8 protein-coding genes and 1 pseudogene are annotated in these 13,717 nt (G+C 41.2%); 6 read left to right on the top strand and 3 right to left on the bottom strand.

Going from position 1 to position 13,717, the window contains the following annotated elements; all coding sequences use genetic code 11:
- The 3 genes and pseudogenes from PN447_RS14185 to PN447_RS14175 form a co-directional block, all read right to left on the bottom strand.
- A partial coding sequence (locus PN447_RS14185) for a beta strand repeat-containing protein (RefSeq protein WP_271763684.1) occupies window positions 1-3,190 on the bottom strand: 3,190 nt, incomplete at its 3' end.
- Between the two features lie 403 nt (window positions 3,191-3,593).
- Complete coding sequence (locus tag PN447_RS14180; protein WP_271763683.1) at window positions 3,594-3,872, bottom strand: hypothetical protein; 279 nt, start codon at window positions 3,870-3,872, stop codon at window positions 3,594-3,596.
- Window positions 3,873-4,085: 213 nt separating this feature from the next.
- A pseudogene (locus PN447_RS14175) lies at window positions 4,086-4,286 on the bottom strand (precorrin-3B C(17)-methyltransferase); the annotation flags it as partial.
- Window positions 4,287-4,815: 529 nt separating this feature from the next.
- Here PN447_RS14175 and cas10 point away from each other — a divergent pair.
- From cas10 to PN447_RS14145, 6 genes are all read left to right on the top strand, one after another.
- A complete protein-coding gene (cas10, locus tag PN447_RS14170; RefSeq protein WP_271763681.1) occupies window positions 4,816-7,755 on the top strand; it encodes a type III-B CRISPR-associated protein Cas10/Cmr2 in 2,940 nt (979 codons plus the stop codon).
- Entirely contained in the window at window positions 7,755-8,873 is a 1,119-nt protein-coding gene (locus PN447_RS14165) for a type III-B CRISPR module-associated Cmr3 family protein (protein WP_271763679.1), read from the top strand. The genes cas10 and PN447_RS14165 overlap by 1 nt, the downstream gene beginning before the upstream one ends.
- A 120-nt stretch (window positions 8,874-8,993) precedes the next feature.
- The gene (gene cmr4 / locus PN447_RS14160) at window positions 8,994-9,776 is read left to right on the top strand and encodes a type III-B CRISPR module RAMP protein Cmr4 (RefSeq protein WP_271763678.1); all 783 of its coding nucleotides are present in this window, start codon (window positions 8,994-8,996) and stop codon (window positions 9,774-9,776) included.
- A 40-nt stretch (window positions 9,777-9,816) separates the two neighbouring features.
- Window positions 9,817-10,212 (top strand): hypothetical protein, encoded by a 396-nt coding sequence (locus PN447_RS14155; RefSeq protein ID WP_271763677.1) that lies wholly within the window; start codon window positions 9,817-9,819, stop codon window positions 10,210-10,212.
- A gap of 5 nt (window positions 10,213-10,217) precedes the next feature.
- On the top strand, window positions 10,218-12,101 hold the full coding sequence (locus tag PN447_RS14150) for an RAMP superfamily CRISPR-associated protein (protein WP_271763675.1): 1,884 nt from the start codon (window positions 10,218-10,220) through the stop codon (window positions 12,099-12,101).
- A complete protein-coding gene (locus PN447_RS14145) occupies window positions 12,098-13,627 on the top strand; it encodes a hypothetical protein (protein ID WP_271763674.1) in 1,530 nt (509 codons plus the stop codon). The genes PN447_RS14150 and PN447_RS14145 overlap by 4 nt, the downstream gene beginning before the upstream one ends.
- Window positions 13,628-13,717 lie beyond the last annotated feature (90 nt).

The raw sequence follows: 13,717 nt of genomic DNA, 5'->3' as shown, positions 1-13,717 counted from the left end.
TACTAGCATTTGTGCCCATGTAGTTGAGGGCGAAGGCTCCTGCTACTCCTATATTTTCTGCCCCCGCACCGGCTGTGGCTATAGCTTTAAAGTCACTTGTGCCATCCCCTCCTAATGTCTCATCGCTCATTTTGGCTTCGAGGATGATGCCACTGGCTGTGATGTTGTTATTGATTTTGGCTTCGTTGGTTATATCTACTATGTTTAATGCTACTGCGACACCAATACCTATGGCGCTTTCTCCCACGGCGCTCCCATCTGCTATGGCGCTGGCATCTGTTTCGCTTGATGTAGCTAGTTTTAATTCCCCTTGTGCATTAATTACTATGCCATCTCCTAGAGATGCTGTAGCGGTGGAGTTAGCGAGGTTGAGGGCTAGGGCTGCTGCTATTGATACTTGCCCTTCGCTGGTTCTGGTTTTCCCTGCTACTGCATTTTTATGTTCTTCTTTGTTGGGGGTATCTACGCTGTCTAGTTGGGTGTTAATCTGATCTTCTGATGTTTGCTCTTCGTCTCCCTCTTCGGGCGCTTCGGCTCCTCCTGCTGATGCTTTGGCTTCTGACTCGGAGGAAGCATAACTATGGGCGCTGAAGGATACGTCACCAATTGCAGCTGTAATGCTTCTTTGGGTGGTGGCGATGGTGATATCATCTACGAAGTTGAGGGCTAATGCTGCTCCCATTCCTACGCTGTCGCCGGCGGCGGCTGCATCTGCTAGGGTGCTAGTGTTGCCTGTATGTTTGGCTTGGGCTTCTAAGCTGCCTAATGTTAATGTGTTACCACTGCCTATCAGTGCTGATGTTTCATTGTTGGCTATTGTTAGTGCTAATGCGGGGGTGGCTGCAATACCCCCGGCGCTACCGGCGGTGGCGGTGTTGCCAATGCTGTTGTCTGAGGTGGCTGATAAATTTAGGTTTCGGGCGTTATTGAGGATGGCGTCGTTTTCTATGGATGCTATGGTTTGGTTTTGCTGGATGGCTAACCCTACGGATGCGCCAATGCCTAATGTTTCCCCGCCCGACTGGGCGGCTTCGGCGGTGACTTGGGAGCTATTCTGGTTTTGTGCTTCTAGTTTAACATCCCCTTGATTAACATCTATGATGGCGCTGCTGTTGATTTGAGCCTTGGTGTCGCTGTTGAGAATATGCACGGCTAATGCACCGGCGACACCTACATTAGATCCCCCTCCGCCAGATGTGGCTTTTGTGGTAAATTCCCCTGTGGGTGTTAGGGCTATGATATCTATTTGCCCGGCATTGATTGATGTGTTACTGCCAATGTAGGCGTTATTATTTATATCTACTATGCTGATGGCTACGGCTACACCTACTCCCTGGGCGCTGCTACCAACGTTACTACTATCTCCTCTGGTCTGTTGAGTATTATTTGATGTGGTCTTAATTGTTAATTTATCAGTATTTATATTTGGGTCGTTGATATTATCTGAGGCTATATATGCTTGGGTTTGGCTATTGAGTTTGGTAAATGCTAATGCTCCGGCAACTTCAACCGTGCCATCACTGGTTTTGGCTTGGTTTTCTGTTCTTTGTCCCGGGTTTTCACTGTTGTTTGTAGCTCCCCCAGGGCTGGCGGTGGCGGTAGTGGTGATATTGTTTTGGGAGTCTGCTGATATTGTGATGTTTGATGCTTGAATCCCTTGAATGCTTGCTCCTTCAATATAGGCTTGTGTGATGCCAGTGATGGTTGCTATTGCTATACCCGCCCCTGCTTGGGCTGCAGAAGCGTCTCCACTGGTGGTAACGTTAATGTTATTTTTGGCAGTGATGTTTAAGTCTCCACCCACTGCTAGGGAGCTAACCCCAAATATATTGGTGGTGGCTATGCTCTCAATCATGGATGTGGCTACTGCTGCATCTGCTGCACTATCAGTGTATCCATTTATTCCTGTGGCTTTTGCTGTTCCCTCAAGTTGGGAAATGCTGGCTAAGGTGACGTTACCGCTACTTTCTATGCGGGTGTCTATGATGTTAATCCTGGCTGTGGAGGTGAGGTTAATTAGGGCTGCTGGTAAGCCGATCGCACTACCTCTAACTGTGGATGTGGCTGATAAGTTAATATCCCCGGCTTTGAGGGTTGCTCCGGTGAGATTAATCTCTACTTCTGCTGCGGCGTTGAAACCATTTTGTGTGTCTGATGCGGTGAAGGTGATGATACCATCTGTATCTGTATCGGTTTCTTTTCTGAGGTCTATTGTTACATCTGAGTTGACAGTAATCTTCTCAGCCTTGACGGTAACACTACCACCTTGAAGGGTTAAATTTTTGGCAAATATGACTGTATCCTTACCATCTTCACCATCAATGATTAAGGATTTAGTAAAGTTGGCATTGAGTAAATCTACTGTAATTGTGTCATTACCTGCCAAACCTATAATGGTTAGGGAGTTACTGGGATGATCAAAATGAACAGTTTGAAAGGTACTATTACTACTGGAAATAATAATTTTCCCTGTGTTATCCGATTGGACGAGGATATTATCGTCCTCATCTGTAGCTACAAATACCTTGTCGGTTGTAGTACTACTGTCAGTAATTGTGTTGACTGCTAACCCTTTATAGCGAATGATTTTACCGTCTAGCCGAATTTCCCCTGAATGGGGTCCGTATGGGATGAACTCTGTCTTGATGTAGTCCCCACCGTCAATTACCAATTTACCTAAGTTGCCATCACCTCCATCAACCAGGCCATCTAGACTACCTTCGGGGGTAAATACAAAGGTAGCATGGTTATTTTCAGCAGCTTTGAGATTTTCCACATGGGAAAATTCAATATTGCTTAAATTACCGGAATTTTGCCCTGTGATCTTCCATATGCTGTCCAGATTCGGACCGAATATTGTATCGTTATCTTCTCCACCATTGAGGTTAAATTTTGCGCCTGTACTGTTCAAGGACTCGACGAAGGAGCTATCCAGATAGAGACGATCATTTCCTGAGCCTAAGTCTGCTGAGATATTGAGATTTTTAGAGAGGGTCAACCCATTGAGCTGATAAAAATATGTACCGTCAACACTGAACTCTAATCTTTGCTCAGGATTAACTCTCAGATATAAGTCATCTGCTTTGTCTGTACCTAGGAAATTGACAGAGTTACCAGCAAAGTTACCTGTCAAGAACTCATCCCTGGTTTGTCCGGTGAGGGAATCGATGTTGCTTGTGTCACTAAGCAACTGTGTTCCCTGTTTTGTTGTTCCCCCTACATAATAAATAACGATCTCATCAGGAGTTACATAAGGTTTAATCTGCTGTATGGGGATCGGGGGATGGAACGGATCTAAAGTGTTAAAAGGTAGAAATTCTTCTGTACTAAACGGGTTAGTTGTAGGTTGAATGGTATCCATAAGAAATTATGTTATTTCTATGAGTATTTAAGACTTGCAATTATTCAGTGGGAATATAGGAAGTTTCCAGCCTGTTTCAGAATAAATATTACTTATTAGTTATGTCTAGAAAGAGAGTCTAATCTCTTTCTAGACTTTTTCGTCTATGTATTTTTAACGCTGATGTTATTTAGGTAACTTTACTTTTGCTTCGGGTAAACCACTAGGGCATGACTACTGAAACAATAGTTAATTAAACTGCGTTAAAAACACTTAATTCTTCTGTAGGAGGGTTAGCAATTTGTATTTCTTGTTCCTCTTGTGCTCTGGTTTGAGATTCCGGTTGTGTTGCACCAGGCATATTTTCGGGTTGCTCATCAGGAACTTGTAGATTAACCATAGTACTCGGTGCATTGTTGAGAAACTCAACTCCAGTTGCCACCTCGCGATATGGACGATCTAGCAGATAGTTCAGTAAGGCATCACGCTGTTCTTGTGTAATTAAGTATACTTTTTTTTGAAGCTGTGGCATAAATCACTACTCTTGTGTTGATCCAACAAGTAAACTTTGATAAAACTACCATAGTTAGATATATTCTTTCTATGATAAACGTCGTCTACACTTTAGACTCATCAGGAATTTATCCTGCCTGATACTAATTTCAGCACAAATTCTCAGGTATGGCAACATATATTAACGTGGTAAAATACACGAGGAGCTTTCCTGGCCGATAGTGAAGATTGCTCATGGGGAGTGTGAATTACTGTATACCCTTGGTGTATAAACGGAGATAGTCCCATCCGGGCGGTGAATTGTGCGGGTTTGGCTGGAACCAATTAAAATCACAGTCCGCATATCGGTTGCATCTGGTGTTAAATTCTCAAGTTGAATAACTTTGATACTTTCCCCTGGTCTGCCGAGATTTCCAGTTAATACTACTGGGGTTTTAAAATATTTGCTTTTGCTATGTCTTGGTAGTTATAAGTTGTTGTTTCGGGTTGGTTCATGAAAATCCTGTGATAAAGTCCATTTCAGCCATCGCTTTTTCTGAACCTGGCTAACGCCACGCTATCGCTATCGGAAACTGCCTCTAGACTTATTACAGGGTAATGGTTTAAAATGTAGGGTTGTCCACTCGCTGGGGACATCAATCGAATGGAAACACACAGAAGATCCCCTAATTGTCGGGGATATTTCACCCTCCCTGGAAACAGTTGGGAAGGGTTAGGGTGGGGTTAAACAATAGTTGATACACTAATCATGACTTGACAAACATCCTCTAAGATGCTTTAAACAATATTACACTTTAACCAAATAAAAAATAATATTAGTAATAATCTTGACAATACACCAAACGGTTATTATTAAAGGTTTTCAGCCATAGGTAAGATATTTTGGTAATATTTGCTGTTAATAGACACATATGAACTAAATCTTTTAGGATACTGATATCGGCTACACAGATAAAATACTGATGTCAACAGAGTATTGGCGGGCGAAAATTTGGGGGTTACTCCATGACCCTGTGTTAAAAGCCTTACACAACAACAGCGGTAGGGGTGGGAACAGCTTCTATGAGCAACTAGAAGCAATGAAACCTTGGATTGAGATTAATAAAATACCTGAAGAATCAGCAGGGAAAGTATTAAAAAATATACTTTTAGCTGACTATATCGCCTCCGCCAGTGACAGAGCAGCTATAGGTAGTGTGACAGCTACGATCAACTATGCTCCGGGGAAGAATCCTGACAAGGGCTTAGAGATTACTCATTTATTATCTGGTGCAACCCAAGAATTTAAGATTAGAGAGCATCAGACCTTAATCACATCTTCACGTAAAGACTATTTAGCGGAAAAAGAGCAACAATTATTACAACTAATACCGAAAGAACTACAAACCGCAGATATTACAGATAATATTGCCCAGATTAAGAAATTATATTGGTGGTTATGGCGTTGTTTACCCCCAGCAACCTGTGACTTATTTAATGATAGTTCATTAATGTTAATGCCCGCGGAAACCAGATTACCCGATGCTTCCATCTGGAGTCATGTAAGCATGACCTCAGCTTTAGCTGGCGCATTAGCAGGATATGACCTAACCCTAGAAGAAGTCAAACAGTGGCCGAGAAATAAACCAGTATCTCATCCTTACCTAGCAGTATTTAGCTTTAGTCCGGTACAAGAACTAATCAAAGCCAGTCGCAAAATGCGGGATTTTTGGGCTGGTTCATGGTTGTTACATTATCTTTCAGCCAAAGTTTGCTGGAAACTGGCTAACCAATATGGCCCAGATACTTTACTTTATCCTAGTCTTTACCAACAACCGCTGATTGACCATTGGTTACTACAAACATATCCAGAATATCAGCAGTGGGTAAACGCACCAACAGCAGAATCATTACTAACCGCCGGTTTCCCCAATGTTCTAGTTTTAGTTTTACCTAAAGCTAAAGTTAAAGCCGCCATGCAAACAGCCCAACAAACCCTGATGGCTGAATGGCAGCATATTAGTAAATTAGTTCTAGAAGAACTACAAAATGAACGTTATTGGATGAAAAACCTAGATGCTGATCATAGCACTTGGGAAGGTTGGTTACAATCCCAATGGCAGTTTTATTGGACTGCTTTACCTATTGGGAAAGAAGGTGAGGAATTTAAGATTTCCGCTGCTGAAAATAAAGATCAAGAATTGCAAGAATGGTGTGATGTACAAAACAAAACCTATAATTTAGATCAACCGGTGACAGGTGAGGGAATTAAATTATTTAAGGACCAAGAATTAAAATTACTGCGGGAAGCATATAAAAAACGCTGGGAAAGGCAACAAAGAGGCTTTAGTGCTAATGTTGGTTCATGGTGGGGATATATATTTGATGCTACCCGTGCAAGTTTAGCAGCTGTGAAAAATGCTAGAAATTGGGAAATACCCACAGCATTTGGTCCGCGGTCTACAATTTCTGGTATTGGTCCTGTGGTCAACCCTGGTAAGGACTGGACAACAGAAGGGGATACTAAAAGATTGTGGTCAAGACAAGCTGGTTTATTTGATGGTACAGAACAGTTAAACGCGACGGAAACCCTTAAACGCGGTTTACCAAAAATTATCGGCGAATTATTAGGGGTAACTGATTTACAAGTATCCTATCCTGATTTAACTTCTGGAGTCGCCGGGTATTTGAAGGTTAATCAGGGTCAGTCTGAACATGAAAACAATTTTAATCAGGCTTGTCAAGCTATAATTAGCAGGTTTACCGACACCAAAACAATGCTCCAAGATATGCGCGGTAAATGGGGTATTCCTTGGAGGGATAAACAAAATACTCCTAAACAATATCATCCCCGTCTACTCAATTCTGGGTGGTTAGTGGAGGAGTTGGAAGATGGGAAGGAATTTAGAATTGAATATACTCAAGCCTGGAATCAGATTATTAGTCAATACTATCCCCAAAATAACCCTTCTAGCTGGTATGTCTTGGCCGCTGGTGATGGTGATGGGATGAGTGAATGGTTAAAAGGGGCGAAGATGAAAGCCTATAAGGAATATATTCCCTCTGGTCTGGAGGTTAATTTAGACAATTTCCCCCAATTCCTAAAACTGAAAAAACGCATGGGACCTAGTACCCATAATGCCTTAAGTCGCGCTTTACTAGATTTTTCTAATCAACTTGTGCCTTACCTCACAGAATGTCGCTATGCTGGTAAACTGATTTATGGTGGTGGTGATGATGTTCTAGCCTATACGAATCTGTGGGAATGGGACGAATGGTTATGGGATATTCGCCAATGTTTCCAAGGTGGAAAGGACCCCAAGGATGAATTTAGTAATGATGGTGATTATTGGCAGTATAAAGGTAATAGCCAGCAATTAGTTGACCGTCCTTTATTTACTATGGGGAGCGCAGCTACTATCAGCTTTGGTATTATCATCGCCCATCATTCGGTTCCCCTGGCGATCGCCTTAGAAAGTCTCTGGGAAGCAGAAAAAAAAGCTAAAAAACATCACAGTCCTGAAGGTGCAAAAAAGGATGCTGTACAGGTGCGGGTACTATACGGTAATGGTAACACCTTAAAGTCAACAGCGAAATTTGAAGTTTTTCATCAATGGCAAATATTAATGAGTGGGGAAGAAGACAGCGCCCTATTTGAACAAGCTGCGAGTTTGTGGAGTCAACACCCAGCGCCTAATTCTGAGGCTATTTTACCTTGGACGCAGGTATTTTGCGATCGCCGTGACCAGTTCCAAAATAATCAAACTGCAAAAGCCGAGTTTCAACAAAGATTAGCAGCATTTCTCAACCTTCTGTTTACAACCACTCAAATTACTCATCTCAATGATGAAGTGGAGAACTGGTTAAAACTTGCAGCATTTGTCAAACGTAACCGCCATATTAAAATAGGAGGTGGTCGTTAATGTATTGGTACAAACTCACACCTTTAGATATATTAATGTTACGGGATGCTAAACCCTTTTCACCACAGGAAAGGGCTTGGGCCGGGAGTGTATTTCCTCCTAATGGTCATGCGATCGCCGGAGCATTGCGGGGACTTTTAGGAGAGAAAAAAGACTTTCATTTAACAGGTCCGTTGCTCTGTCGTCAAAACCAGGGAGAGAATACCTTATATTTTCCCCGTCCCCTAGGATTTGTCAAATCTACCCCCCTGGTGCCACTAGTATGGGAAGATAAATCTCATGTGCATAATGCATTGTGGGATCATAATCAACCTTGTCCTTTAGTTAAACCCGCTGATGCATCTAGAGATGATGACGAATACAATTCAGCTAAGGGTCAAGCTGATGACTTCAGACAATATCTACCTTATGAAGTTGTTAAAGATTATCTCAAAACAGGGAAGATTAAAGAAAAAGATTGGTTAGTAGAGAGTGGTAGGCATGAAGATGAACCTTGGACTATAGAAACCCGTTCTCATAATAGCCTAGAGCCGGGAACTAGACAAGTTAAAGATGCCGATGGTTATTTTGTAGAAAACGCCATTCGCCTCCGTCCTCATTGGAGTTTAGCCATCGGTGTTGATGAGCAATTACCAACACCTAATACGATGAGATTAGGAGGGGAAGGACACCGGACAATGATAGAATATTCCCCAGAATTAACACAACAATGGGTAGAAATTCAAGGAATTTCCCAGGATAATTTCCAATCTACTCATAAATCTATTGCTTATTTAATTACCCCTGGGGTATTTGAACGTAAACACCGCATTAGAAATAACAGGTTTACATCTTTATGTCGTCCCTATCCCTGGGAATGGAAATTAATAAATGGTAAATTTGTTACCATGGCTACTGATAAACCAGTACCTATTAGTTGCCGAATTCGGTCTAAAGATAATCCCAATCATAGCATTCCTGCACCTCAAGTATTTGCAGCACCGCCGGGAAGTCTGTATTTTTTGAATCAACCCCAAGGATTATTTCAGGATGATTACCCGAATTGTGTAAATCATTGGCGACGGTTGGGTTATTCCGAAATGCTGTGGATTGAATACAAATATAGTCATCCTATTTGACTTGAGAAATTATGAGTGAGGAAAGGGAACAGGGAACAGGGAACAGGGAACAGGGAACAGAAGTTGTTCATGAATCATTTAGGATTGCTATAGCAATCAATTAAGTTAGGTAACATCATCATGAAATCGATTTATTTATATTTACTGTCACCATTACATACAGGTGGGACAACTCAAGAAGGTAATTTACTGGGAATTGCGCGGGAGTCACATACTAATTTACCTTATATTCCTTCTAGTACCATGCGCGGTAAAATCCGTTCCCTTGCAGATAAAAACATTCAAGCTCAGTTATTTGGTACAGATTTAAAAGATGGTAAATTAGAACAAGGTGATATTTGGATTGGTGACGCTTCTATATTGTGGTTACCGGTACCATCTCTCAGCCATAGTGTGGTGTGGGTGAGTTGTCCTATGTTATTACAAAGATGGCAACGATTACAAGGCGGTAATTTAGGTAATTTAACTATCCCCCCAGAATATAGCTGTAATTTCGCTGCTGTTAACTCTGCTATTTACCTCAAAGATGCCATTATTAAGGCGGAAAACTTAAAAAAATGGGATAAGTGGGCAGATTTTGTCCCTAAATCCTCGCCCACAAGTTCAATTAATCGCCTGTTAGTTTTACCTGATCAACATTGCGCCACATTAATTCAAATGAGTTTATGGCGACAGGTAAAAATTAAATTGGATGAACATAAATCTGTAGATGGTGGTTTTCGCTATGAGGAAGCTATCCCCCCAGATACATTGATGTATTTACCCTGGGGTATGACATCCCAAGCGAATGGAAGATCACAAAACTCCTGCTCTGAGTTTGAAACATTATTAGCTGGTAATACCATTGTGCAAATTGGTGGACAGGAAAGTTTAGGACGGGGATTTGTCCAACAATGGATGTAGAAATTAGCAATGATGAAATTAATTATAGGAATTAATTGATATGACCTTTGACCCCAGAACCCTCGCTAGTCCGATTTATGACGCTTTAAATAATTTGCGCGCTCTCCCTAATCAAGATGTTGATCGTTTGAGACAACAAAAAAGTCAAGCAGTTGAACTTTATACCTATCTTTCTACCTGGGGAATGATGCGCCTTAAGGCTGAGGAAACAGCCTTGGGTAATAATATGGAGGGTAAAAAGCAGGTGGTGAAGAAGTTTTTTCAGTGTTTAGAAGAGGTTTCAGGAGTACGAAATTTAGCCGGCGATCGCGGTTTAGATACTTTAAGAAAACTCGGTACAGATGAATATTTAGGTTTAACTGGGTTAGGTCTAGCTTTAGCACAGGAATTTAGTTTTTGGGCGACTGCTATTTATGCAGATATTAAGGGAGAATAAAAATCATGGTATTTCAAAGACCAAAACGCAATAATCCCAACAACCCTACACCCCAAGCAGTTAATAGACCTAATCATGGTCATGGTGGGGGTGGTGGTCATGGTGGAGGTGGTCAACGTCCCCAACCTTCCCCTTGGTTAAACCCTGAAAATCCACCGCAACCACATAAAGAAGCTAGTTTTGTTGAGTATTTACGCTGGATGCGATCGCCTGACGGTGAAAATAAAGATATCACCAAATTGCAGATATTACAATTAGCAGAACAGGGAAACTATCACCAGCGCTTACAACAACTAACCCAGCGCACAGAATTAATCGCCCAAACTAGCTTTAAAGTGCAATGTCCCTGGCGCATTAGAGTAGGTGGACACCGCGGACCAGAAAGTATTTTATTACCTGCTTTCGATGCTTTGGGTTTACCATACATTCCTTCTAGCACTTTAAGGGGTGTAGCTAGAACCCAAGCTATTCGGGAAATTATCACCCAACAAGGAATTTCTTGGAAAGACGCAGAAAAACAAGTTGCGCCTTGGTTTGGTTCCCTAGAAAGCACAAACCTCAACGAACGCTCTGGTAAAGTAGTCTTTCTCGATGCTTATCCCCTCCCTCCTAAACCAAATGAGAATGTGTTAGCTGTAGATATGGCTAATAATATTTGGAAATGGGAAGGTAACACAACAGTATATAGTCCTAATCCTAACCCATTTTTGAGTTTAGAAAAACCTTTTTTTCTCATTGGGTTACGTCTAGCTAGCGGTTGTACAGATCAGCAAATTTTAGAAAAAGTTAAACAGTGGTTAACTACAGGTTTACAAGCGGGAATTGGTTCCCAAGTGAATAGTGGTTACGGTCAGTTAAACCGTGCTGGTAAAATTATCCCCCAAAGTGAATTTTTCCGAGTTAAGTTTATTTTAGAAGGTCAATTAATTCATGGGAGGAAAAAATTTAGCAATGTTAATCAACCCTTGAACCACCAAGGTAGAGCAAATACAATCAATCATGGAGAAGTTAGACCGGTAGCGTTTAAATCCATGCTCCGTTATTGGTTTAGAACCTTGGCTTTAGGTGTTTTAGAACCGGGACAAGTTCAAACCTGGGAAGGTAAAATATTTGGGACTATTACCCCTAAAAAAGAATTGGGGTGGTTAATGGTGAGGGTATTAGATGGTAGAGTCACCCAAAGGGAAGCTCAAAATCAACAAGATGATCCTGGGCAACAAGAAGGTATTTTAACATTAAATTACTCCCCAGAGATACCAAAAAATCAGCAAGAAAACTTAAGAAAACTAGGGAAAACCTTGACTTGGTTAATGTTCCATTTAGGTGGTGTTGGTCAGGGAGCAAGAAGACCTTGTTATTCTCGCTACAATAATCAGTATGCTCCTTGGTGGCGCGGTTCTACCCTCATACCAGAGAGTGAAAATTCATTTTGGAAATTACCAGAAACTCCTGGGGAATTTCAAAAACTATTTAAACAGCGACTCAGGGATTTTTATCAAGCATTCCAAAGTTTAGGCGCTAATTGTAATTATCAGCAACTACAAAACTCTGGTACAGCTAACTCTTATACTTGGCGTGAAGCATTAGATATTAATGCCAAAATTGTAGTAGTTAGTGGTGACAAAAAGACCAATAAACCCTATCCACTGCATATTTTACATCAACGGTTTCACCAATTAGAAGATTCTGACTACACTAATGCCAAAAACCTCTGCGGTGGCGTTAGAAACGATTACCCCAATAAGATTAAACGTGAAGTAGTTCCTTCCCCCATATGGATTGCAGATTTAGACGAATATCAAGTAGTAACCGTATTTGGAGCTAATGCAGACCCCCGGAAAAAATATTTACAAACTTTAGAAAATTCTTTACAAATTTTCCCCCTATGACTGTCAATAATTCCGAACACGTTGATACCTTAATTATTACCGTAGGTACTCGACAAATAGGCTGGCGCTGCAAAGATCATATTATTCGTTCCTTTGGTGCTGATGGTAATATTGGTTATCCCTCCCATATCACTCAACTGTATCAAGAATTGGGAATAGAACGGGGTGTACATCTAGAAAATGACAAAACCTACCCCTGTAGTGCTAAAGACCTGGGACAGCGTTATTATGAATACTGCAAGGAATGGTTAGGGGGTGATTTTAGCCCTGTGGAATTACTCCTAGATCAAAATATAATTGACCAAGGGGTGAAGCAAGGTTTAAAACATATTATCCTGTGGGGAACTGACCAACCAGAAACAGTTTCTTGGTTCCATCGTCGTCTTGATACGGTGTGGATAGCAGAGTTAATGAGGGGGAAAATTATCAGTTTATATCCTCAACTGAGAGTTGATATTCACGCGCCTAAAATTGTCGCTAATGATAATTATGCTATTCGTCAAGAATTGGAATTGTTAGTTTTAAAGGAAGCCTTAGATAGTTTTTCGCCCCATAACAAACAAGAGTTTGTTTTGTGGATACAAAATAAAGGTTGTGCACCTGCGATCGCATCTTCTGTGGAAATTTGCGCCGCTGCTCTGGTGCGTCAGTGTCAGGTATTCAATGCTAGTCCTGATGACCCTAGGGAATTTTTCACCACATCAGAAAATGGTTTAGTTAGCGCTAATCATTCCCAAAGCTTCCAACTCATCCCCATGGGAGAATATTTTTGGTCTTTGGAACGGTTACGGATTATCTCAGCTTGGGAAAGAGGGGATTTTGTGGAAGCTCAACTGTGGTTGAGGATTCATCAAAACAAGTACGAACTACTATATAAATTAGCTGGTTTTTTAGCAAAGTATAGTAACTGGGAATCTCATGATCAGGATTTTTTCCGCAAGTTAAAAGAATGGTTAAATTCTCGCCATGTCAGTAAAACCGTGGATGGGGAACAGCTTCAAGCTTGGAATACACAGTTAGATATCATGCAAGGTGATGATTTAACTAAATTATGGGAGTCTACAATTATTATAGATTTATCGGTACAACGGGAGAACTACACCACAGCCTTTATTCAATTCGTGCAGATTTTGGAACGGTTACTTTACATTCAGTCAACAAGACAAAATTGGGCTAGGAGGGGTTGGAAACCCCAAAAAAGCGATGAGCCATCACTGTATGATTTAATTCAAGGTTGGTGCGATTATCAAAGATATAATCAAAATCATCAATGGTCAAAATTATTAACCGCTATTAGGGAAAAACGCAATCAGGTAATTCATCAAGGTAAGTCTATCACCTTGAGAGATATTCGTAACATCTGGGCTAATAATAACTTTCCCGTGAGATTTCCCGAAACACCAGAGATCATTAAAAACTTAATGATGGATGTCCTCAAAGAAATTATTCCCCCCCCTAGTGTCAATCTCCTGTTAATGCGATCGCTCTATCAATGGGGACTAGACTACCTCAAAAACTCTACTTAATCAAATATTGTTTTACCTCCCCCGTTCCCCGTTCCCCGTTCCCCGTTCCCCGTTCCCTGTTCCCTTTCCTCATAGAATATTGTTCTACCT

The sequence above is a fragment of the Anabaena sp. CS-542/02 genome (genome assembly GCF_028331085.1).
Taxonomy (GTDB): Bacteria; Cyanobacteriota; Cyanobacteriia; order Cyanobacteriales; family Nostocaceae; genus Anabaenopsis; species Anabaenopsis arnoldii.
Note: the sequence above shows the minus strand (reverse complement) of the source record. Positions and strands in the feature narration are given on the sequence as shown.

What these genes read in the sequence shown, in the direction of transcription:
- PN447_RS14180 (WP_271763683.1), bottom strand. Translation starts at nt 3,872, where the DNA reads ATGCCACAGCTTCAAAAAAAAGTATACTTAATTACACAAGAACAGCGT.
- PN447_RS14165 (WP_271763679.1), top strand. Translation starts at nt 7,755, where the DNA reads ATGTATTGGTACAAACTCACACCTTTAGATATATTAATGTTACGGGAT.
- PN447_RS14155 (WP_271763677.1), top strand. Translation starts at nt 9,817, where the DNA reads ATGACCTTTGACCCCAGAACCCTCGCTAGTCCGATTTATGACGCTTTA.
- PN447_RS14150 (WP_271763675.1), top strand. Translation starts at nt 10,218, where the DNA reads ATGGTATTTCAAAGACCAAAACGCAATAATCCCAACAACCCTACACCC.
- PN447_RS14145 (WP_271763674.1), top strand. Translation starts at nt 12,098, where the DNA reads ATGACTGTCAATAATTCCGAACACGTTGATACCTTAATTATTACCGTA.
- cas10 (WP_271763681.1), top strand. Translation starts at nt 4,816, where the DNA reads ATGTCAACAGAGTATTGGCGGGCGAAAATTTGGGGGTTACTCCATGAC.
- cmr4 (WP_271763678.1), top strand. Translation starts at nt 8,994, where the DNA reads ATGAAATCGATTTATTTATATTTACTGTCACCATTACATACAGGTGGG.